Raw genomic sequence first — 22,356 nt, 5'->3', positions numbered from 1 at the left:
CGCATGAGCCTGAAAAAATCCCTCCTTTTGACGTCTGCGCTGCTTTTTCCCCCCACCATGCTTCTGCCAGCGGGCGCCGCCCATGCCGAGGTTCCCAATGTCGTCGTCTCGATCAAGCCGATCCACTCCCTGGTCGCCTCGATCATGCAGGGCGCCGGCGAACCCGCATTGATCGTCGAGGGTGCCGCCTCCCCGCACACCTACAGCATGAAGCCCTCCAACGCTCTGGCGCTGGAAAAGGCCAATATCGTCTTCTGGGTCGGCCACGGGCTGGAAGCCTTTCTCGAAAAGCCGCTGGAATCGCTCGGCGGCAATGCAAAGATCGTCGAACTGGACGACGCGCCGGGACTTGAGAAGCTGAAATTCCGCGAAGGCGGTGCCTTCGAGCCGCATGACGACGGCGACGAGCATGAAGCAAGCGCCGAGAGCGCCGACGGTCACACCCAAGAAGAAGCCGGGCATCACCACGATGAGGGTGAGTTCGACATGCATCTCTGGCTCGACCCGGCCAATGCCAGGGCGATGGCCGCCGAGATCGAAAAGACGCTTGCAGCCGCCGATCCGGACAATGCGGCAACCTATAAGACCAATCTCGAGGCGCTGAACACACGGCTCGATACACTCGACAAAAAGCTTGCCGAGACCGTTGCGCCGATCAAGGACAAGCCCTTCATCGTCTTTCACGACGCCTACCAGTATTTCGAGCACCGCTATCATGTGAAGGTGGCGGGATCGATCACCGTCAGCCCCGAGACCCTGCCCGGTGCTGCACGGCTGGAACAGATTCATCAGAAGATCGTCGAACTGGGCGCAACCTGCGTCTTTGCCGAACCGCAGTTCGAGCCCAAGCTCGTCAATGTCGTGCTGGAAGGCACGCCGGCCAAATCCGGGACACTGGATCCGGAGGCAGCCACGCTTGAAGCCGGTCCCGATCTCTATTTCCAACTGATGGACGGTATCGGTACCTCGCTGAAGACCTGCCTTTCCTCAGGCAGCTGACGCATTCCTCCCGAGCGACTGAAAAAGGCGGGCCGCAAGTCCGCTTTTTTCAGGGCAACGACTGTAATAGTATAACATTAAGGATAAAGCCATGTCCGGCAAACTTCCGGTCACCGTGCTCTCCGGCTTTCTCGGAGCCGGAAAGACCACGGTGCTCAACCATATTCTCAACAATCGCAACGGACTGCGGGTCGCCGTCATCGTCAACGACATGAGCGAGGTGAACATCGACGCCGCACTCGTGCGCGATGGTGGCGCCAACCTGTCGCGGACAGAGGAGCAACTGGTCGAGATGACCAATGGCTGCATCTGCTGCACACTGCGCGACGATCTTCTGAGCGAAGTGCGCAAGCTCGCTAAACAGGACCGGTTCGACTATCTGTTGATCGAATCGACCGGGATAGCCGAGCCCCTGCCCGTCGCCACCACCTTCGAATTCCGCGGCGAGGACGGCAGCAGCCTCGCGGACGTCGCACGGCTCGACACGATGGTGACCGTCGTCGATGCTGTCAGCCTTCTGGCTGACTATTCTTCCGCCGACTTCCTCGCCGATCGCGGCGATACCGCTGGCGAAAATGACAACCGTACACTCGTCGATCTCTTGGTCGAGCAGATCGAATTCGCCAATGTCGTCATTCTCAACAAGACGGGCAGTGCAACGCCGGAGCAACGGGATGCCGCGCGAAAAATCATCGCCGGGTTGAATGCCGATGCGCGGCTGATCGAGACGGAGTTCGGCAAGGTGGCGCTGCGCGACGTTCTCGGCACCGGCCTGTTCGACATGCTCAAGGCCGAACAGCATCCGCTCTGGTACAAGGAACTGCATGGTTTCAAGGATCATGTGCCGGAAACCGAGGAATACGGTATCCGATCCTTCGTCTACCGGGCCAAAAGGCCGTTCGATCCCGCCCGCTTTCACAATTTCGTCCATCGGCCATGGCCGGGCGTCGTGCGGGCCAAGGGCTTCTTCTGGCTGGCGACGCGCCCGCATCACGCCGGCGAACTCAGCCAGGCCGGACCGATGGTGCGCACATCGAAGATGGGGCTCTGGTGGTCGGCGGTTCCCAAAAGCCAATGGCCGGATGACCCGGGATTCATCGCCATGATGAAACCCTATCTCGATCCCGTCTGGGGCGACCGGCGCCAGGAAATCGTCTTCATCGGCGCCGATCCCATGGACAAGGCAGCGCTGGAGGCGGAACTGGACGAATGCCTGGTCGATGCCAAGGCGTTCACCCCGGACCGCTGGAAGGCCTTGCCGGACCCTTTTGCGGAGTGGTCGGCCAGCGCAAGCTAGAAAGTCTGTAAGCGCCTTCGCACCATCTCACACGAAAGGCGGCCCGGAGCCGCCTTTCGCAATATCGTACCTTCACTCGATCAGCGCGTCGCCATATTGACGATCACGCCGGTTGCGACGCTGATCAGCAGGAAGTCGTTATCAACCCGCACCCATTGCTGGCCACGCGGTGGTGCGCGCAGCTTGTAGCGGCGGTAGTCGTTGACCGCAGCAATGCGGCGGCGTTCGGACGGCGACAGGCGGTGGCCCCGTGCCCAGCGCTTCTTTACGACGACATGTTTTTCGACGACCTTCCTGTTGCCGTGCGCGTAGACGCGTTTCTCGACATGACGCTCCTTCATCTGAGCAACCTCGAAGGCCTTGACCGGCTGCGCGAAGACCATCGGCACTGTCAGGAAAGAGCTTGCGACCAGCGCAATCAGCAAACGTTTCATCGGGGTGTCCTTTCGTTTTAACACCCCGAAACTACGGCTGCAAAGATGAATGGAAACTGAAACTATAAATTACAAAATTGTAATGATATCAGCTATTTATAATGATTTGCTGATACAGCTAACAAACTTGCAACCGGCGATTACAGGGCCTCGTAAGAAAACCGGTCGAAATCTGCGGTCTGTCCCCGGCCCGACGTATCGAAGGCGAAGACGCCGGCAAAGGCGCCGGTAAAGGAGCCGTGTTCCCCGCGCCCGCCCTCATCGGACACGACGCCCGCATCGAGCAAGGGCCCGAGTTTCCGCCAGGAGCCGTCGCCATCGGGGTGCCAGAAAAACTGCAGATCGTTATCGCGGATTTCCATGGCCAGATGCACCCGGCCGAACGGCACCGCAACGCCGCTTTCGACAGGAAATGTCATGCGGCTATGGGGGAAGTCGCCGTCACAGGAAAAGATCGTCACCACCCGGCCGAGTTGTTCGTGCAACGTGACGGCCAGCGCGTGGAATTTGTGGCGATTGTAATAATGCGTCAACCCCGCCGCCTGCTGGTAGGTGTCCGGCTCGAATTCGACGACGGTTTCCGCGCGAAACGAATGGTGCTCCTGCCGCCTTGCCACCAGCGCCTGCTCGAACCAGCTGCCAATGCTCTCGCGGCCGAACAGACGCAGATGGCCCGGCCTTTCCGTCAGCGAGAAAATCCGCTCTGGAACGGGCGTGCGCAGCCACTGGAAATCCATCGGCAAGTGTGGACTGTCGAACCCGGTTTCCACGCGCGCCGGCTTCCCGATGACGGCGGCGTCGCCTGGTGCCGGGACATCGACATCCGGCACAACGCCGCCCTGCGCGAGATAAAGCCAGCCATCGTCGCCCCAGACACATTTCTGCAGCGCCGTCTCGCGCCCGAGCGTGCAGCGCCTTTGCGGCGAAAGCGGCCGGCCGGTCAGGTGGGTATGGTAGGCCTGACCATCGGGCGTCTCGACATACTGGCCGTGCCCTGCCCTTTGCAGCACGGCATCGGGATGATCCTTGGAGGTGATCAGATGCGTCTGCGGATGCATCTCGTAGGGGCCTTCGATATGTTTGGCGCGCGCCATGGTCACCACATGATCGTAACCGGTGCCACCCTCGGCAGTCGTCAGATAATACCAGCCGTTGCGTTTGAAGAGATGCGGCCCCTCCACCAGCCCCTGCGCGCTGCCTGCAAAGATGTTACGGATCGGGCCTGTCAGCTTTTTTTCGGCCGGATCCCATTCCTGCATGAGAATACCGTCGAAGGCCGGCGATTTCGGCGCGCCGCCAAAGCTCTCGGTGCGATGGTTCCACTGCATGTTGACGAACCATTTGCGGCCGTCATCGTCATGAAACAGCGACGGGTCGAAGCCCGAGGAGTTGACATAGACCGGCTCCGACCATGCGCCCTCGATCGTTGGCGACGTGACGATGTAGTTATGGGCGTCCTTGAAGTTGCCGTCGAAGCGCTTGACGTCGGTATAGACCAGCCAAAACAGCCCGTCCGCGTGGGAAAGGCACGGCGCCCAGACGCCGCAACTGTCCGGATTGCCCCGCATATCGAGCTGGCTCGCGCGCCCCAGCGGCCGGCGCACCAGCGTCCAGTTCACCAGATCGCGGGAGTGGTGGATCTGCACGCCCGGATACCATTCGAAGGTGGACGTGGCGATGTAATAGTCCTCGCCGACGCGGCAGATCGACGGGTCCGGGTTGAAACCCGGCAGGATGGGATTGCGGATCATCGCGACCATGACGAACGTACCTCATAGATTCTCGGAACGCCATACGGCCTTAAACCCGGCGCGGTTTCAAGCCCCTGTCGCGCCTTCAGAGCGACATTTTTTCGCCTTCCCCCCGACTCAGCCGTTTCGCCTCCGCGCGGTCGGCCTCCCGCCTCGAAGCCATCGCAGCGCGGGTTTCCCACAGCTCCTGCCTAAGCTTTAGGCAAAGCCGAAACCGTCTATATGCGACTTTGGTATGACGTTGCCCAACTGAGCCGGAAAATCCGGGAGCGGACTTGAATCGGGACTTGAAATCGGCACTGTGGCTGTGCTTGGCAAAAAAATGAAAGTCAGCTTGGCGGGGGAGGAACACACAATGACCGCACTGCTCGGTATCAGCAGGCTCATCGACCGCATTACGGAAATCATCGGAAAATCAGTCTCATGGCTGATCCTGGTGGCCGTTCTGGTCAGTGCCGGCAATGCTATTATCCGAAAACTATTCAACGTGTCGTCGAACGCCTGGCTCGAGGCGCAGTGGTACCTGTTCGGTGCCGCTTTCATGCTGGCGGCCGCCTATACGCTGAGCCAGAACGAACACATCCGCATCGACGTGGTCTACGGCAAGTTTTCGCGGCGGACGCAACACTGGATCGACCTGTTCGGTCACGCCTTCTTCCTGATGCCGTTCGTCCTGCTGATGACCTATTACCTCGTTCCCTATGTGCTGATGTCGGTTCGCTCGCAGGAAGGCTCTTCCAGCGCCGGCGGCCTGATCGTCTGGCCTGCCAAGGCAATCCTGCTGTTCGGCTTCGTCTTGCTGGCGTTCCAGGGCGTCTCGGAAATCATCAAGAAGGTTGCCATCATGAACGGCCGGATGGACGATCCATCACCCTATGTGCCCACCCATGCGCCGCTGGATGACGCCGCCACAACGGAGCCGCGCCCATGATGGAGTTCATTGCCGTCAATCTCGCGCCGATCATGTTCGTATCATTGATCATCTTTCTCCTGCTGGGTTACCCCGTCGCCTTTTCGCTCGCGGCCAACGGTCTGCTGTTCTTCATCGTCGGCGTGGAACTCGCGCCTTTGTCCGGCGGTTCCATCAACCTTTCCTGGCCGCTCCTGAATGCCATGCCGGAACGTTTCTGGGGGGTGATGTCGAACGACACGTTGCTTGCCATTCCCTTCTTTACCTTCATGGGGATCGTGCTCGAACGATCGGGCATGGCCGAGGATCTGCTCGACACGATCGGCCAGCTGTTCGGCCCGATCCGCGGCGGTCTGGCCTATGCGGTCATTTTCGTGGGTGCGCTGCTGGCTGCGACCACCGGCGTGGTTGCCGCCTCGGTCATCGCCATGGGCCTGATCTCGCTGCCGATCATGTTGCGCTACGGTTACGACCGGAGCGTCGCATCCGGCGTCATCGCGGCATCCGGCACGCTCGCACAGATCATCCCGCCATCGCTCGTCCTGATTGTCCTTGCCGACCAGCTCGGCCGTTCGGTCGGCGACATGTACGCCGGCGCGCTCATTCCAGGTCTGGTTCTGACCGGACTCTATATGTGCTACATCCTGCTGATGAGCTTCCTGAAGCGTGAGTCCATGCCGGCTTTGCCGCTGGAGGCCCGCACACTGGGATCGGGTGTGACCTCGTTGTTCATCGCGCTCGCCGTCGCGGCCGGGATCGCCTATGCCGCCCATCTCTACCTGTCGCCAACCCATGGCGAGAATGCTGATATCCTAGGTGCGACGGTCGGCGTAGCCTTCATCTACTTCGTCGCCCTGTTCGACAAGGGCATGAAGATCAACGCGATGTCGCGGCTCGCCCAGCAGGTGATCATCGTCCTCATCCCGCCGCTGGCACTGATCTTCCTGGTTCTCGGCACCATCTTCCTCGGCATTGCCACGCCGACCGAAGGTGGCGCGATGGGTGCCGTCGGCGCGCTGATCATGGCGGCCGCCAAGGGCCGTCTCAACATGAACGTGATCAGGGACGCGCTTGCCTCGACGACACGTCTCTCCGCCTTCGTTCTGTTCATCCTGATCGGCGCCCGCGTCTTCTCCCTGACCTTCTATGGGGTCAACGGGCATATCTGGGTCGAACATCTGCTGACGGCGACGCCCGGTGGCGAAACCGGCTTCCTGATCACGGTCAACCTGCTCGTCTTCGTCCTGGCGTTCTTCCTCGACTTCTTCGAGCTCGCCTTTATCATCGTGCCGCTTCTGGCGCCGGCTGCCGACAAGCTCGGTATCGACCTCATCTGGTTCGGCGTTCTGCTCGGCATCAACATGCAGACGAGTTTTATGCATCCGCCATTCGGCTTCGCGCTTTTCTACCTGCGCTCAGTCGCGGCCAAGGTGCCGTATCTGGACAAGGTGACCGGAAAGGTGACGCAACCGGTCACCACGGGGCAGATCTACTGGGGTGCGGTTCCGTTCGTGGGCATTCAGGTCCTGATGGTTGGCCTGACCATCGCATTCCCGCAGATGGTCATGCACTACAAGGGAGACGCCGCCGTGGTCGATCCCAACACCATCAAGATCGAAGTCCCCGGTTTTGGAACCGGTGGCGGCGGGCTTACCCTGCCCGACAATGGCGGCGGTCTCGGCTTGCCGGGCGGGCTGCAGCTGCCGGGCGGCAATCCGCTCGATGGCAGCAGCCAGAAGCCTGCCGACCAGAACGGTGGCGCGGGCCAGCAGAAGCCGGCCAACGACCTGAGCGCTCCACCTTCCTTCAACTGACAGCAAGGGCCGGTTTTCGAACCGGCCTTTTTTCGCCGGCCCTCTAGCACGAAGGTCTCCCGCTGATAGGCGGACAAAGAAAAACCCCGGAGCTTTCAGCTCCGGGGTTTTTCTTCTTTGTGATGGTGTCCGGGCAGGGCTTAGAGCTTGCCGCCGCGCTGCTGGATCATCATGAACGTGTCGTAGTTGTATTCAGCGATCTGGGCGTTGAGATAGTACTCGCCGCGGAAGGCCTTGATCGATTCCCAGATCTTCTTGAAGGTCGGGTTGGCCGCTTCCATTTCGGCATAGACCTCGTTGGCCTTGTCGAAGCAGGCCGACAGGATTTCCGGGCTGAACGGGCTGAGCTTGGCGCCGGCGGCAACCAGACGCTTGATCGCAGCCGGGTTCAGGTAATCGTATTTTTGCAGCATGTTGGCGTCGGTCGCATGGCAGGCGGTGCGCAGCAGCGACTGATAGTTCTTCGGCAGGCCGTCGAAGGCCGCCTTGTTGAACATGGCGTGGACCGTCGGGCCACCTTCCCACCAGCCGGGATAGTAGTAATACGGCGCGACCTTGTAGAAGCCGAGCTTCTCGTCGTCGTAGGGACCAACCCATTCAGCCGCGTCGATCGTGCCCTTTTCCAGTGCCGGATAGATGTCACCGCCGGCGATCTGCTGAGGCACGACGCCGAGCTTTTCGACGACCTTGCCGGCGAAGCCCCCGATGCGCATCTTCAGGCCCTGCATGTCAGCAACGGTCTTGATTTCCTTGCGGAACCAGCCGCCCATCTGCACGCCGGTGTTACCGCCGGGATAGCCGACCAGGCCCTGGGTCGCCAGGAACTCGTTGAACAGGTCGATACCGCCCCCATGGTAGTGCCAGGCGTTCATGCCGCGTGCATTGAGCGCGAACGGAACGGCGGCGCCGAGCGCCCAGACCGGGTCCTTGCCCCAATAGTAGTAGGAAACCGTGTGGCAGGCCTCGACGGTACCGGCTGCAGCCGCGTCGGCAGCTTGAAGGCCAGGAACGATTTCACCGGCAGCAAAGACCTGGATCTGGAAATTGCCGTCCGTGGCTTCGGACAGATACTTCGACAGCACTTCGGCACCGCCATAGATCGTGTCGAGCGACTTCGGGAATGACGACGCCAGGCGCCAGTTGATCTTCGGGTTGCTCTGGGCGATGGCAGGTGCTGCGAGCGTCGTGGCAGCGGCGGCACCGACGCCACCGAGAGCCGCACGCTTGATGAATAGACGGCGATCCATAGTCTCTCCTCTGTTGTCGCGGACAGCCCGGCGATTCCGGACCTGCTCCTCCCCGCGGGCACTCCGCACCGGCCGATATCGATCGGTTCAAACGGACATGCACGATCGTGATTGCTCACCTTCAGCCCTGCAATCTGCAATGAAATCACAGGCCTCCGGCGGCAGATTACACGCTCAACCTCTCATGTCCAGTCGCGCAGACAAGACACGTTCTTCGACTTTTGTCTAACAGCAAGTCCAATGTTTGCAGCGGCTTACGCAAGGTTCGCCCACATCCGGGTTCAGCGGCGCGGCTTGTCATGCCCGCCGGTTGCCTCGCAGACGACCAGCGTGCACGACGATGACGGAAAAGGGGGTCCCTCTTCGGAAAATTAGCCGATTTCTGGGTCTGTTAGCAGTTGAAAGGCACCGGTTCTGGCGACCCGGTGCCATTTCTTTTTATGCCGAGCTAGATGTCTGGCGCCTAGTCGCGCTCGGCCGACGACGCCCACAGATTGATGTCGGCCTCCTTGGCATAGACGTCGATTTCGGCCAGTTCTTCCGCGGTGAACGTGTCGTTCTTCAAAGCTGCGACGCAATCAACGATCTGCGACGAACGGCTGGCTCCGATCAGCGCCGACGTGATGTGACCGCCACGCAGCACCCAGGCGATCGCCATCTGCGCCAGCGTCTGGCCGCGCTTCTCGGCGATCTCGTTGAGCTTCCTGATATTGTCGATGATCGACGGGCGGATGAAATCCTTCTTGAGGAAATGGTTCTGCGCCGCACGGCTGTCGGTCGGAATGCCGCCAAGATATTTGGTCGTCAGCATGCCCTGCGCCAAGGGCGAGAACACGATCGAACCGATGCCGAGCTCTTCCAGCGTATCGACGAGACCGTCATCCTCGACCCAGCGATTGAGCATTGAATAGCTTGGCTGGTGGATGATGCAAGGCGTGCCGAGATCCTTGAGGATCGCTGCGGCTTCCCGGGTGCGCTGCGAATTATAGGAAGAGATGCCGACATAAAGCGCCCTGCCCGACCGGACGATATGATCGAGTGCGCCGCAGGTTTCCTCGAGAGGCGTGTCCGGATCGAAGCGGTGCGAGTAGAAGATATCGACATAGTCGAGACCCATGCGGGCAAGGCTCTGGTCGCAGGATGCAATCAGGTATTTGCGGCTGCCCCATTCGCCATACGGACCCGGCCACATGTCGTAACCGGCCTTGGACGAGATGATCAGCTCGTCGCGCAGACCGGAAAAATCGGTGCGCATGATCTCGCCGAAGGCGGTTTCGGCAGAGCCCGCAGGCGGACCATAATTGTTGGCAAGGTCAAAATGGGTGATGCCGAGGTCGAAGGCCGTGCGGCACATGTCGAGCTTGCGCTCATGCGGCGTGTCATGGCCGAAATTGTGCCAGAGACCGAGCGAAATCGCCGGCAGCTTCAGCCCGGTCTTGCCGCAGCGATTGTACTTCATCGTCTCATAGCGATTGTCCGCCGGTTGCCAGCTCATTGTTTCGTCCTGCCTTGTACTTGAAAGCGGAATTCCCGAAGCAGCGATGCTCCGGGAATGATTGGGATAGATCCGGTATATTTTATTGTGATGACGGTGCAAAGCGATACTGCCTTGCACCCCCAGATTTGACCTATCGCAACAGAGCCCTGGCTTCCTCGATCCCGAGTGCGGCCGGCTGCGTGCAGGTCGTGGTCAGCTCGATGAAGCGGCCCTCCTCGCCCGACTTCAGGATCGAGACCATGACATCGACGCCGTGCAGAGCCCGTTCCAGCGAGCAGCGCGCGTCGCGGCCGTCGAGGATGGCGAGCGCCATGTCGGCGAGGCCCGCCGTGCGGTAGTTGGCCATCGGTCCCTGCTTGTGCTCCTGGTTGGCAACGGAGAACGGATGATCCCAGGTTTCCAAAGGCTGGATGTCGTTGTCACGGCCGCTGGCCAAGACCGTGCCGCCGAAGAAGTTCGGGTCCGGCACGAACAGCGAGCCCTCGGTGCCGTAGAGCTCCATGTTGGCATGGTTGTGCGACCAGACATCCCAGCTGGCCGACAGCGTGATCGTCGCACCGTTCTGGAATTCCAGCAGCGCATGGACGTTGGTCGGCGTCTCGACCGGAATGACCTCGCCCTTGCGCGGCTCGCTGGAGATGGTGCGGGTGTGATTGGCCATCGAGGTCAGCGCTGCGACGCGTTTTACCGGGCCGATCAGGTTGACAAGGTTGGCGATGTAGTAGGGACCGAGATCGAGGATCGGGCCGCCACCGGGCAGGAAGAAGAAATCCGGGTTCGGATGCCACATCTCCATGCCGGGGCTCATCACGTGGCAGGTGCCGGACGTGACGCGGCCCATCCTGCCCTGGTCGATATGGTCACGCGCCAGCTGGTGGGCACCGCCGAGGAAGGTGTCCGGGGCGCAGCCGACCTTGAGATTATTGGCGGTTGCGATGCCGCGCAGCTGCTCGCCCTGTTCCAGCGACAGCACCAGCGGCTTTTCCGAATAGACGTGTTTTCCGGCTTCCAGGATCATCTTGGAGACCGGGAAATGCGCGTCCGGGATGGTCAGGTTGACGACGATGTCAATCTCCGGATTGGCAAGCAGTTCCTCGATGGTCTGTGCCTTGACACCATATTCGGACGCGCGCGTTTCGGCGGCGGCCGGGTTGATGTCGGCGCAGGCGATGACCTTGATGCCCTTAAAGAGCGGTGCGAGCTTGAAATAGGTGGTGGAAATGTTGCCGCATCCGATGATGCCGACACCAAGTTCCCCCGTCATGCGTTCCTTGGTCATGGTGCTGTCTTTCTCTCAATAGGTCTTGATCGATGCGATCGAGCGCTCGGCCGTCGCCTTGAAATCCTTGGGATTGTCGTGCTCGACGACGTAGTATCTGGCAGGCGTCGCAGAAAGCGCCTTGAACAGCTTGGCCCATTCGACGGTGCCGTGGCCGACATCGGCCCAGCCGTCCTGATCCGCGTTCTCACCCGCTGGCGCGATGTCCTTGACGTGGACGGCGGTGATGCGCTTGCCGTACTTCTCGATATAGGCAAAAGGGTCGGCACCGCCGCGGATGACCCAGGCGATATCGGCTTCCCAGGAAAGGCTCGGACCACCGGCAAAGATGTGGTCCTGCGGGATCGACCCGTCGGGCAGCGCCACGAATTCGAAATCGTGATTGTGCCAGCCGAAATCGAGACCGGCATCGCGGAACGGTTTTCCGGCCTTTTCCAGGCGTTCACCGAAGGCCTTCCAGCCGCTCGCGTCCGTTGGGCGCTGGTCGGCGGCGATATGCGGGCAATAGATCGACTTGATGCCGAGCGTCTTGGCGATGTGCACGGCACGGGTGGGATCGGATTCGAGCAGATCGAGGCTGAAATGGGCGGATGGCATGGTCAAGCCGTTCTTGTCCATGTCGGCTTTCAGTTCAGCCAAGGCCGCATCATCGAGCGCGGCATAGAGAGCGCCATACCCCTCGACCTGTTTATAGCCGGCTGCACCGACGGTCTTCAGCACATCGGCAAGCGGCGGGAAATTGCGGGCACTGTAAAGCTGGAAGCTGACGGTCTGCATGGGTATTCCTCCTTGGGATTTATGAGAGCCAGGTGTCGTAGTTGGGCACCGGCAGATGGCTCGGCTTGGTATCTTCCTGGATGGTGGATAAGCGGCCGACGGGCTCGCGGAAGTAGGCAAACGGCGGCAGGACGAAGCCATGCTGGCGCATGAAGGCGTCGCTTCGCCCTGTGATGGCATTGACTTTGCATCGCAACATGATCGCCCCCTACCCATTGCCCTGGCAGGATTGCAGGTCGTAGCCGGTAAAGACCGGCGCAACGCCTGCCGCCAGCGGCAGCTTCGGTGTGAACCGGATGACGCGGCTCTCACCGGCCGTCAGGTCGAAGGCGTTGTCGGAATAACGGCCTTCGACGTCGGCTTCGATCATCACATGCAAGGCAAGGCCGGTGGCCGACACGGTGACGCCGTAGGAGCCATCGCCGACCGGTGTGGCGGAAATGGAAAGCCCCGACGGCTCGAGGTCGAGCGCCTTGTAGGTGCCCTGCACATGATGGCCCTCGCCCCGCATGCCGTTCGAGGCCTCAAAGGACCAGAACAGCAATGCATCCTTGGGGATATCCGATGCGGCAATCGTCATCAGCGTATCGGCGCGATCCGGACTGCAAGTGCCGGCAGAGGCCATCAAAGGCTGCTTTTCACCCGACAACGAAACAACGAAGGTCTGCAGTTCGACCGTGACCGGCGCAGCGGTGTCGTTGACCATCGAAAATGCAATGGTCTTGCCGTCATCGGACGGGATGGCAGCGACCGCGACCTGCTGGAAGAACCGGCGCGTCATGTAGTGCATGGCCTTCCAGTTGCCGCCGTAGTCGAGGCTCGCCCAGGAAGCGACAGGCCAGGTGTCGTTGAGCTGCCAGTAGAGCGTTCCCATGCAATGCGGCTTCAAGGAGCGCCAGAAATCGACGGCGGTGCGGATCGCCAGTCCCTGCTGGATCTGGCTGAGATAGACGAAGTTGGAAAAATCCTTCGGAAAACGGAAGTAGCGGAACATGGTGGCGGCGATGCGCTCGTTGCCACCGGCATTTTTCTGGTGCGCTTCCATCACTGGCGAAGCGACGTTCAGATCCTTCTGTTCGGCAAACTGCCGGACGACCGGCATCGAGGTGTAGGACTGAAAGCCGAACTCCGAGCAAAAGCGCGGCCGCACGGTGCGGTAATTGTCGAACGACTTGTTCTCGTGCCAGACCGACCAGTAGTGCATGTCACCGGAGCCATCGGCATGCCAGGCATCGCCAAAGTTCAGCGGCCCGACAGACGGGCTCGAGGGCCACCAGATCGCTTCCGGCGCTGCCGCCTTGATGCCGGTCTCGATGGTGCGGTTAAGACGGTCATAGGAAACGAGATAGCGGTCACGATCCCTACGGCTCTCCTCGAACCAGGTGAGCGCACCGACCAGCTCATTGTCGCCACACCACAGCGCGATCGAGGGGTGCGAGGACAATCGCTTGACCTGATACTCGACCTCGGCAGCGACGTTTTCGAGAAAGTCCGGCGTCGAGGGGTAGAGGTTGCAGGCAAACATGAAGTCCTGCCAGACCATGATGCCGAGCCGGTCACAAAGATCGTAGAACCAATCCGGTTCATAAAAGCCGCCGCCCCAGACGCGGATCATGTTCATATTGGCATCGACCGCCGAGCGCAAAAGGTCCTCGACAGCCTCCGGCGTGACCCGGGAGGCAAGCGCATCGGCGGGAATCCAGTTGGCGCCCCGGCAGAAGATTTCGCGGCCATTGACGCGGAACGCAAAACGGCTGCCGGCCGCATCCTTGTCGGTCAGGAGTTCGACAGTGCGAAAGCCGATCTGGCGCGTCACGGTTTCGCCGGGCAACGCCACAGTCAGCTGCGACAATGCCTGTTCACCGCTGCCTGCCGGCCACCAGAGCGCCGGATCGTCTATCGTAAAGACATGCGTAATCCGGGTTTCGCCCGGATCGACGGCGCAGTCCAGGTGCTCGCGTTGGCCGTCAAGCCCAAAATCAATCCCGACGATGCCTGGCTCTTTCGCAAACAGCGTCACCGTGACCTGGAGATCGACCGCACCGCCGACCTGCAGCACCTGCCGCGTCGTCACATGTTCGATGCGGGCAGCGGCGAGCCTCTTCAGCGCGATCGTGCCGTAAATGCCGAGCGGCGCGATGGCGATGTTCCAGTCCCAGCCGAAATGGCATTGCGGCTTGCGCAGCATGTTGCCGTTGGCAATCGGCGAATTGCCGGTCGAATAGGGAATGTAGAACGGCTGGGCTGCCTGCGCTTTTTCGCCGGCGCCGATCGAGGAGCGAATGACAATCCGCAAACGGTTCTGCCCGGCCTTCAGCACAGCGCTGACATCGGGGCGATATCGCCGGAAGGCGTTCTCGGCATGGAGCACGGCTTCGTCGTTGAGGTAAACCTCGGCTACGGTGTCGAGGCTCTCGATGTCGAGATACCAGCTACCCGAAAGCTCTGACGCGCCGATGTCGAAGGTCCGCTCCAGCACCCAGTCCTTATGGGCCACCCATTGCACATCGTCCTCGTTGCGGCCGGCATAGGGATCGGCGATGACGCCCGCCGCCTGCAGGGCACTGTGGACATCGCCGGGAATGGCAATCGTCAGCGCGTGGCTGTTGTCGGACGAGGCAAGCTGCCAGACGCCGGAAAGGTCGAGTGTGGCAGGGTTTTGGTTGAAGGTGGTCATTCGAGAATATCCAATATCTGTCTGTTGGGGTTTCCCCCTCTGTCCCTTCGGGACATCTCCCCCTCAGGGGGAGATCGCTCTTTCCGCACAGGCGCCAAATCAGGGTCGCCAGCATCCGGCGATTGATCTTCCCCTTGAGGCGGAGATGTCACGGCGTCACAGGGGCGGTAACCTGCGCCCCACCGATCAAGCGGCTAGATCCTGTTTTCCGTCACAGCATCGAAGACCGAAGCCATCGACATGTCGAAGCTGAGCTGCAGGGCCTTCCCCGGCGCATAGCGCCGCGAACCGGCGATTCGTACCGATATGGTCTGTCCGGCGAGCTTCAGCCACAGGAGATTGTCGGCGCCCATCGGCTCCTCGATATCGACAACAGCGTCATGAATTTCTGCGCCGGGCTCATCGACCTTGACGTGTTCGGGGCGAACTCCAAGAACGACCTTGCGGCCAGCCTCCAGGGGCCCACGGGCCGGATAGGCATCCATGGCGAAATCGACTCCATTGATCTCGACAACCTTGCGCCCGCCCCTGTCCTTGATCTCGCCGCGGAAGAAATTCATCGACGGCGAGCCGATGAAGCCGGCGACGAACAGGTTTTCCGGCATGTTGTAGATCGTCATCGGATCGGCGAGTTGCTGGATGACGCCGCTCTTCATGACGGCGATGCGGTCAGCCAGCGTCAGCGCCTCGATCTGGTCGTGCGTGACGTAGATCATCGTGTTCTTCAGCGACTGATGCAGCCGCTTGATTTCGACGCGCAGCTCGGAACGCAGCTTGGCGTCGAGGTTGGACAACGGCTCGTCGAACAGGAAGACGTCAACGTCGCGCACAAGCGCACGGCCGATCGCCACGCGCTGGCGCTGGCCACCGGACAATTCCGATGGCTTCCGCTTCAGGAGCGGCTGAATCTGCAGGATTTCGGCGGCACGCGCCACCCGCTTGTCGATTTCCGCCTGCGGCAGCTTGGCGACCTTGAGCCCGAAGGACAGGTTGCCCTCCACCGTCATCTGCGGATAGAGCGCATAGGACTGGAACACCATGCCGATGCCGCGATCCTTTGGCTCTTCCCAGGTGACGTTCCTGTCCTTGATAAAAATCTGGCCGTCGGAGACGTCGAGAAGACCTGCGATGCAATTGAGAAGGGTCGATTTCCCGCAGCCGGACGAGCCGAGAAGCACCAGAAATTCGCCGTCCTTGATGTCGAGATTGAGTGTTTCGAGAACGGTGACCGCACCGAAGCTCAACGACAGATCCCTGACCGATACGCTGTTGTTGTTCATGCAATTACCCTTTCACTGCGCCGGCGGCGATGCCACGGACAAAAAGCCGTCCGGAGACGAAGTAGACGATCAACGGCACGGCGCCGGTCAGGATGGTTGCCGCCATGTTGACGTTGTATTCCTTCACGCCCTGAACCGAATTGACGATATTGTTGAGCTGGACGGTCATCGGATAGTATTCGGGCCGGGTGAACACCACGCCGAACAGGAAGTCGTTCCAGATGCCGGTGACCTGCAGGATCATCGCGACCACGAAGATCGGCAGCGACATCGGCAGCATGATCTTGAAATAGATCGTCCAGAATCCCGCCCCATCGACACGGGCCGCCTTGAACAGTTCTTCCGGCAGCGACGTGAAGTAGTTGCGGAACAGAAGCGTCAGGATCGGCATGCCGAAGATCGTGTGGACGATGATCAGGCCGGTCAGCGAGCCGTAGAGGCCCATTTCGCGCAGCACGATGACGATCGGATAGATCATCACCTGATACGGGATGAATGCGCCGACGATCAGGATCGTGAAGAACAGGTCTGCCCCCTTGAAACGCCAGTTCGCCAGCGCATAGCCGTTGACCGAGGCGATCGCGATCGAGACGATTGTTGAGGGAATGGTGATGCGCACCGAGTTCCAGAAACCGCGCGAAAGACCGTCGCAGTTGAGACCCGTGCAGGCACTGGACCAGGCCTTGACCCAGGGTTCGAACGTGATTTCGAGCGGTGGCGAGAAGATGTTGCCGAGCCGGATTTCCGGCATGCCCTTGAGCGAGGTGACGACCATCACATAGAGCGGCAGCAGATAGTAGGCCGCAGCGAAGATCAGCGCGCCATAGACCATGATGTTTCGCGGCGAAAACATCGGGCGGGGCTTTTTGCCCTGTGGCCCGGGGGCCAGTCGGGAGGTCGCGGCGTGGGCGGCCTGCTTGTTGAGGGTTATGGTATCAGCCACGCTTGCGTCCTCCGAATTCCAGATAGGCCCAGGGCACGATGATGATGGCGACCGTGATCAGCATCATGGTCGAGGCGGCAAAGCCCTGACCAAGGTTCTGCGCCTGAAACATATAGTCGTAGACATATTTTGCAGGCACTTCCGAGGAGATACCCGGGCCGCCGCTGGTCTGCGCCACGACGAGGTCGTAGACGCGGACGATGCCGCTGGCGATGATCACGAGTGTGGTGATGAACACCGCCCGCATCATCGGGATGATGATCAGGACATAGGTCTTCCACATCGGGATGCCATCGACGCGCGCAGCCTTCCAGATATCCTCGTCGATCCCGCGCAGGCCAGCCAGCATCAGGCACATGACAAGGCCGGTGCCCTGCCACAGCGCGGCGATCAGGATGCCGTAGATGACGATGCTGGAATTGTAGAGCGGATCAAATGTGAAGCTGCTCCAACCCAGCGAGCGGACGACGGATTGGATACCAAACTCCGGATTGAGTATCCATTGCCAGACAAGGCCGGTGACGATGAAGGATAGCGCAAAAGGATAGAGGAAGATCGTGCGGAAGGTATTTTCGAAGCGGATCTTCTGATCCATCAGCGCGGCGAGAAGAAAGCCGATGACGAGGCTGAAAATCAGCGAAAACACACCATAAATCGCAAGGTTCTGGATGGAAATGAGCCAGCGGGGAGCTGCCCACAAGCGCTCGTACTGATCAAGCCCGACGAAGGAAAGGCGCGGCAGCAGCTTGGAATTGGTGAAGGAATAAAACACCGTCCAAAGCGTACCGCCAAGAAAGATGACGATGGCGGTGAGTATCATCGGAATTGAGGCAATCTTTGAATGCAGATTGCGCAGCAACTGGTTTGGCCGGCCGGCGTTCACGTGGCCCGTCATAGGTCAACCCTCCCCTGGATGGTGGTTTTCTTCAGGATGTGGCTGAAGCCCCGGCATGATATCCACCGGGAGCCTCAGACCGACCCCGCAAATGCGGAACCGGTCTTCCACGGAGACTGGCCCGTCAGTCGGCCGAAGCGATGATTTCGGCGAAGCGCTTCTGCGCATCTTCCGGCGTCATCGACGATGCGAAGAACTCGGAAAAGAGATCTTCCTTCTGTTTCTGGCTGTCGGCAGACAGAAGCTGGTCGGTACCCTGGATCACATTGCCCTTGGCAAGGATTTCGAGACCCTTCTTCATGCAGTCGTTGGCAGCAGCCAGATCGACGTCACCACGAACCGGCAACGAGCCCTTCTTCAGATTGAAGGCAACCTGGGTCGCCGGATTGAGGAGCGTCGAGGCGAGCACTTCCTGCGCCTTGGACTTCTCTTCATCCTTCAAAAGCGGGAAGTAGAACGCGTCGCCACCGGTCGAGATGATCTCGTTGACGCCCAGACCCGGCAGGMAGGTGTAGTCTGTACCGGCCTTCTGGCCGGCCAGCTGGAACTCGCCCTGTGCCCAGTCACCCATGATCTGACCGCCAGCCTTGCCGGTGATGACCAGGTTGGTCGCCTGGTTCCAATCCTGCACGTTGCTGCCCTTCGACATCTTACGGGCATCGTCGGCAGCCTTGAAGACCTTGGCGATTTCGGGACCTGCGGCGACTTCCTCATCCTTGTCGCCGAACACCTTGTTGAAGACGTCCTTGCCGGCGATTGCCACCATCAGCACGTCGAACGCACCGGCCGACTGCCAGGGCTGGCCACCGACTGCAAGCGGAACGATACCGGCCTTTTCGAGTGCCGGAGCGGCAGCGACGAATTCATCCCAGTTCTTCGGCACAGCGACGCCGGCCGTCTTGAAGGCCGCATTCGAAAGCCACAGCCACTGCCAGGAATGGATGTTGACCGGGGCGCAATAAATCTTGCCGTCGATCGTGCAGCTGTCGAGCAGGCTCGAAGGCTTGATGATATCCTTCCAGTGTTCCTTCGTTGCGACATCGGTCAGATCGCGCATCAGGCCGGCCTGCACCAGCTCTTCGGCCTGACGGCCATGGTTGAACTGGGTCGCGCCCATCGGGTCACCGCCGGTGATGCGGCTGACCATGATCGGCCGCGCGGTGCCGCCGGATCCGGCGATCGCACCATCGACCCAATGATTGCCGGTGGCATCGAATGCCTTGGCAAGCTCCGCAACGGCCGCGGCTTCGCCGCCGGACGTCCACCAATGCGTCACTTCCAGATCGGCCGCGTTAGCGATGCCGAATGGAAGCACTACAGTCGCCGCCAATGCAGCAGCCAACAAACGCAATTTCATGAGTTTTCCTCCCTCACTGTAACGTTACCGGAAAAACTTAGTTCAATCGATTAGCAGACGCAACCGCCGCAGCCCATAATTCCTCAGAAAAAGTTAAAGACAACCTATAGGTGCTATCATCGACGCCACTACCGACCTATGCCCCCGGTTTGCTGCGATGCAAAATCAGCCGAAATTGAGATAAATGAACCAGTTTTGGCATTAAATCGGCCATTTTCATCGGCAACCTCCCGAGCGACACTTCGCAGGTGCAAAGTTTCCATAATGCATCGCAAGATTCAACTCTACGAAGAGTTGCCGCGGCGGAACGGAAAAAACCGCTCGACAAGTGAACTGTATCGTTACAGATTTTGACTTTAGGGGGAGCGCGGGCCGCAGCTACCGCTATGTCATGAATCGTATATAAAGCGGGCAGGCCCTCTGGGCTGAAGCAGGAAAACGCTGTCCTTGCGACGTGCAGCCTGCATACGGGAAGGTGGTGGGCGGAGCATGGACGAAAAACACAAGAGCCGGCAGGCAGCACTACCGCCCTCACCGAACGAACGCCCGACCTTGAAGACAATTGCCTTCATGACCGGCCTTGGCATCACCACGGTGTCGCGGGCCCTGAAGGATGCGCCCGACATCGGCGCGGAGACCAAGGAGCGTGTCCGGCTGATCGCCGCCCAGGTCGGATACCATCCCAATCGTGCCGGCGTGCGTCTGCGCACGGGCAAGACGAACGTCATCAGCCTGATCCTCAACCTGGAGGAGGAATTCATCGGCCTGACGAGCCCGATGGTCATCGGCGTCTCGGAGATCCTGGCAACGACACAGTATCATCTGGTCATCACGCCCTACAGCGGCCACAGCGATCCGCTCGATCCGGTGCGTTACGTGCTGGATACCGGCGCTGCAGACGGGGTCATCATTTCGCGAACCGAGCCGAAGGATCCGCGCGTCGCCCTGATGATGGAGCGCAACTTTCCCTTCGGCACACATGGCCGCACGGAAATGGGCCTCGTCCATCCCTACCATGACTTCGACAATGAGCGCTTTGCCTACGATGCCGTGCGCATGCTGGTGGAACGCGGCCGGCGCCGGATCATGCTGCTGCACCCACCCCGCTCGCTGACCTATCATATCCACATGCGGACCGGTTTCGAGCGTGGACTGCGGGATTTCGGAGCGACATCCGTTCCGTTCAACACGGTCGATCTCGACAACAGCCTGGCCGATATCCGCGCCGCCTGCGAGGCAACGATGCGCGCGCCGGACGCGCCCGACGGCGCGATCTCCGGCAGCGGTGGCGGTGCGGTAGCTCTGGTTGCCGGCATTGAAGCCGCGGGACTGAAGCTCGGACACGACATCGACATCGTCTCAAAGCAGTCGAACGACTTCCTGCAGTGGCTGAGGCCAGAGGTTATCACCCTCAGGGAGGATTTCAGGCTTGCCGGGCGCGAACTGGCAAAAGCGGTGATCGCCCGCATCGAAGGCCGGCCAGCAAGCGAACTGCAGACATTGAGCTTTCCGGTTCTTCAAAACTGAATGGCACAAACGAAACGGCCGCTGATCGATCAGCGGCCGTTCTTATACCAGGTCTCTACGGCAATCAGCCGGCTAATCAGGCGTTGAGACCACTGCCCCACGGGCCGTGATGCGAATCCGCGCCATCGACGCGGTCGAAACCATGGGCGCCAAAAAAGTCGCGCTGCGCCTGGATGACGTTGGCCGTGCCGCGGCCGCGGCGATAGCTGTCGAAATAGCCAAGGGCCGAGGCAAGGGCTGGAACCGGCAGGCCGCCGAGGACAGCCGCCGAAACGACCCGCCGAAGGGCGCCGTCGGTTTCCTTGACCATGCCGGAAAATGCCGGGGTGACAATCAGGTTGGCAACATTCGGGTCCTTGGTGAAGGCGGTGGTGATTTCATCAAGGAACGCCGAGCGGATGATGCAGCCGGCGCGCCAGATGCGGGCAATCGTCGGCATCGGCAGGTTCCAGCCGAATTCGCGCGAGGCCTCCGCCATGACGGCGAACCCTTGCGCATAGGCGCCGATCTTGGCAGCCAGAAGCGCGCTTTCGAGATCCTTGATGAAGGCAGCCTTATCGGCAATCCTGAATTCGCCGACATTGGGCAGGCCGAGCACTTTTTCAGCGGCCTCGCGCTCGCCCTTGACCGACGAAATGCTGCGGGCAGCAACAGCCGCTTCGATCGCGGTTGCCGGGATGCCCATGTTCTGCGCCTCGATCACCGACCATTTGCCGGTGCCCTTCTGGCCGGCCTTGTCGAGGATGAGATCGACGATCGGCTTGCCGGTGATCGGGTCGGCCGCCTTCAAAACCTTCTCGGTGATTTCGATCAGGTAGGAATTGAGCCGTCCCTTGTTCCATTCGCCGAAAACCTCGCCGATTTCGGTGGCGCTCATCTTCAGGCCGTCACGCAGGATGCCGTAGATTTCAGCGATCATCTGCATATCGGCATATTCGATGCCATTGTGGATGGTCTTGACGAAATGACCAGCACCGTTCTCTCCGAGCCAGGCAACGCAGGGGTCTTCGTTGTATTTCGCTGCAATCGAGGTCAGCACTTTCTCGACGCGCTTCCAGGACTCTTCCTTGCCGCCGACCATGATGGACGGGCCGTGGCGCGCACCCTCCTCGCCACCGGAAACGCCCATGCCGATAAAGGTCAGGCCGCTGTCCTTGAGATTGTCGAAGCGGCGCATCGTGTCGCGAAAATTGGCGTTGCCGGCATCGATCATGATGTCGTTCTTCTCCAGATAGGGCTTGAGCAGCTCCATCTGCTGGTCGACTGGCTCACCGGCCTTGATCATGATGATGATCGGCCGCGGCGGGCGGATCGCCGCGACGAATTCCTCGATGGTCTCACACGGCACGATCTGGCTCTGCAATGCGCCGGCTTCGGCATAGAACTTCCGCGTCGCTTCAACGGTGCGGTTGAAGACGGCGATCTTATTGCCCTTTTCGGCAATATTGAGCGCCAGGTTCGATCCCATAACGCCAAGACCGATAAGGCCGATTTCTGCCTGTGCCACGTATGTGCCTCCGTTGGACAGTGAAGGTGCCAAGGCCCGGCTGGGCGCGCGCACATTCCACCAGATTGAACTTGCAGGGCGATTTTATGCAGCCTCGGATCCCCGAACACGCCTTGCGGATGCTGTGGGAGTTTTGGCATTCAAATCGATTAAGGACAAGTGAT

18 protein-coding genes are annotated in these 22,356 nt (G+C 60.4%); 5 read left to right on the top strand and 13 right to left on the bottom strand.

All coding sequences use genetic code 11. The annotated features are described in order from the left end of the window. Positions 1–3: 3 nt before the first annotated feature. Together AC1D17_RS10905 and AC1D17_RS10900 are read left to right on the top strand one after the other, a co-directional pair. Positions 4–999, top strand: a complete 996-nt coding sequence (locus AC1D17_RS10905) for a zinc ABC transporter substrate-binding protein (RefSeq protein ID WP_477565421.1) — start codon at positions 4–6, stop codon at positions 997–999. Positions 1,000–1,090: 91 nt separating this feature from the next. Continuing rightward, positions 1,091–2,296 carry a GTP-binding protein gene (locus AC1D17_RS10900; RefSeq protein WP_477565420.1) on the top strand — a complete coding sequence of 402 codons (1,206 nt, stop codon included), beginning with the start codon at positions 1,091–1,093 and terminating at the stop codon, positions 2,294–2,296. 80 nt (positions 2,297–2,376) lie between these two features. On the opposite strand, the gene AC1D17_RS10895 is transcribed toward AC1D17_RS10900, so the two are convergent. Together AC1D17_RS10895 and AC1D17_RS10890 are read right to left on the bottom strand one after the other, a co-directional pair. After that, entirely contained in the window at positions 2,377–2,730 is a 354-nt protein-coding gene (locus AC1D17_RS10895) for an RcnB family protein (RefSeq protein WP_477565419.1), read from the bottom strand. Between the two features lie 140 nt (positions 2,731–2,870). Continuing rightward, a complete protein-coding gene (locus AC1D17_RS10890) occupies positions 2,871–4,481 on the bottom strand; it encodes a glycoside hydrolase family 43 protein (protein ID WP_477565471.1) in 1,611 nt (536 codons plus the stop codon). 355 nt (positions 4,482–4,836) lie between these two features. On the opposite strand from AC1D17_RS10890, the gene AC1D17_RS10885 reads away from it, so the two are divergent. Together AC1D17_RS10885 and AC1D17_RS10880 are read left to right on the top strand one after the other, a co-directional pair. Continuing rightward, positions 4,837–5,412 (top strand): TRAP transporter small permease subunit, encoded by a 576-nt coding sequence (locus tag AC1D17_RS10885; RefSeq protein ID WP_477565418.1) that lies wholly within the window; start codon positions 4,837–4,839, stop codon positions 5,410–5,412. After that, positions 5,409–7,205 carry a TRAP transporter large permease gene (locus AC1D17_RS10880; RefSeq protein ID WP_477565417.1) on the top strand — a complete coding sequence of 599 codons (1,797 nt, stop codon included), beginning with the start codon at positions 5,409–5,411 and terminating at the stop codon, positions 7,203–7,205. The genes AC1D17_RS10885 and AC1D17_RS10880 overlap by 4 nt, the downstream gene beginning before the upstream one ends. A 140-nt stretch (positions 7,206–7,345) precedes the next feature. Here the strand turns inward: AC1D17_RS10880 and AC1D17_RS10875 are convergent, their stop codons facing one another. From AC1D17_RS10875 to AC1D17_RS10830, 10 genes are all read right to left on the bottom strand, one after another. After that, positions 7,346–8,452, bottom strand: coding sequence for a TRAP transporter substrate-binding protein (locus AC1D17_RS10875; RefSeq protein WP_477565416.1), 1,107 nt, complete (start codon positions 8,450–8,452; stop codon positions 7,346–7,348). Positions 8,453–8,915: 463 nt separating this feature from the next. Continuing rightward, positions 8,916–9,947, bottom strand: a complete 1,032-nt coding sequence (gene mgrA, locus AC1D17_RS10870; protein ID WP_477565415.1) for an L-glyceraldehyde 3-phosphate reductase — start codon at positions 9,945–9,947, stop codon at positions 8,916–8,918. Between the two features lie 133 nt (positions 9,948–10,080). Continuing rightward, positions 10,081–11,214 (bottom strand): Gfo/Idh/MocA family protein, encoded by a 1,134-nt coding sequence (locus AC1D17_RS10865; protein ID WP_477565470.1) that lies wholly within the window; start codon positions 11,212–11,214, stop codon positions 10,081–10,083. Positions 11,215–11,244: 30 nt separating this feature from the next. Then, positions 11,245–12,006, bottom strand: coding sequence for a sugar phosphate isomerase/epimerase family protein (locus AC1D17_RS10860; RefSeq protein WP_477565414.1), 762 nt, complete (start codon positions 12,004–12,006; stop codon positions 11,245–11,247). Positions 12,007–12,025: 19 nt separating this feature from the next. Beyond that, positions 12,026–12,205 (bottom strand): D-lyxose/D-mannose family sugar isomerase, encoded by a 180-nt coding sequence (locus tag AC1D17_RS10855; protein ID WP_477565413.1) that lies wholly within the window; start codon positions 12,203–12,205, stop codon positions 12,026–12,028. Positions 12,206–12,214: 9 nt separating this feature from the next. Continuing rightward, complete coding sequence (locus AC1D17_RS10850; protein WP_477565412.1) at positions 12,215–14,683, bottom strand: beta-mannosidase; 2,469 nt, start codon at positions 14,681–14,683, stop codon at positions 12,215–12,217. 194 nt (positions 14,684–14,877) lie between these two features. Continuing rightward, positions 14,878–15,963, bottom strand: coding sequence for an ABC transporter ATP-binding protein (locus AC1D17_RS10845; RefSeq protein WP_264218498.1), 1,086 nt, complete (start codon positions 15,961–15,963; stop codon positions 14,878–14,880). Between the two features lie 4 nt (positions 15,964–15,967). Next, complete coding sequence (locus AC1D17_RS10840) at positions 15,968–16,816, bottom strand: carbohydrate ABC transporter permease (protein WP_264219034.1); 849 nt, start codon at positions 16,814–16,816, stop codon at positions 15,968–15,970. A gap of 82 nt (positions 16,817–16,898) precedes the next feature. Further along, the gene (locus tag AC1D17_RS10835) at positions 16,899–17,801 is read right to left on the bottom strand and encodes a carbohydrate ABC transporter permease (RefSeq protein WP_477565411.1); all 903 of its coding nucleotides are present in this window, start codon (positions 17,799–17,801) and stop codon (positions 16,899–16,901) included. Between the two features lie 124 nt (positions 17,802–17,925). Next, on the bottom strand, positions 17,926–19,158 hold the full coding sequence (locus AC1D17_RS10830) for an ABC transporter substrate-binding protein (RefSeq protein WP_477565410.1): 1,233 nt from the start codon (positions 19,156–19,158) through the stop codon (positions 17,926–17,928). 489 nt (positions 19,159–19,647) lie between these two features. On the opposite strand from AC1D17_RS10830, the gene AC1D17_RS10825 reads away from it, so the two are divergent. Then, the gene (locus AC1D17_RS10825; protein WP_477565409.1) at positions 19,648–20,685 is read left to right on the top strand and encodes a LacI family transcriptional regulator; all 1,038 of its coding nucleotides are present in this window, start codon (positions 19,648–19,650) and stop codon (positions 20,683–20,685) included. 76 nt (positions 20,686–20,761) lie between these two features. Here the strand turns inward: AC1D17_RS10825 and gndA are convergent, their stop codons facing one another. Further along, on the bottom strand, positions 20,762–22,192 hold the full coding sequence (gndA, locus tag AC1D17_RS10820; RefSeq protein WP_477565408.1) for an NADP-dependent phosphogluconate dehydrogenase: 1,431 nt from the start codon (positions 22,190–22,192) through the stop codon (positions 20,762–20,764). Positions 22,193–22,356: the final 164 nt, after the last annotated feature.

It is taken from the genome of Pararhizobium sp. P1_E7 (assembly GCF_056405855.1).
The sequence above is the reverse complement of the archived record's forward strand: the minus strand, read 5'-3'. Positions and strand labels throughout refer to the sequence as shown.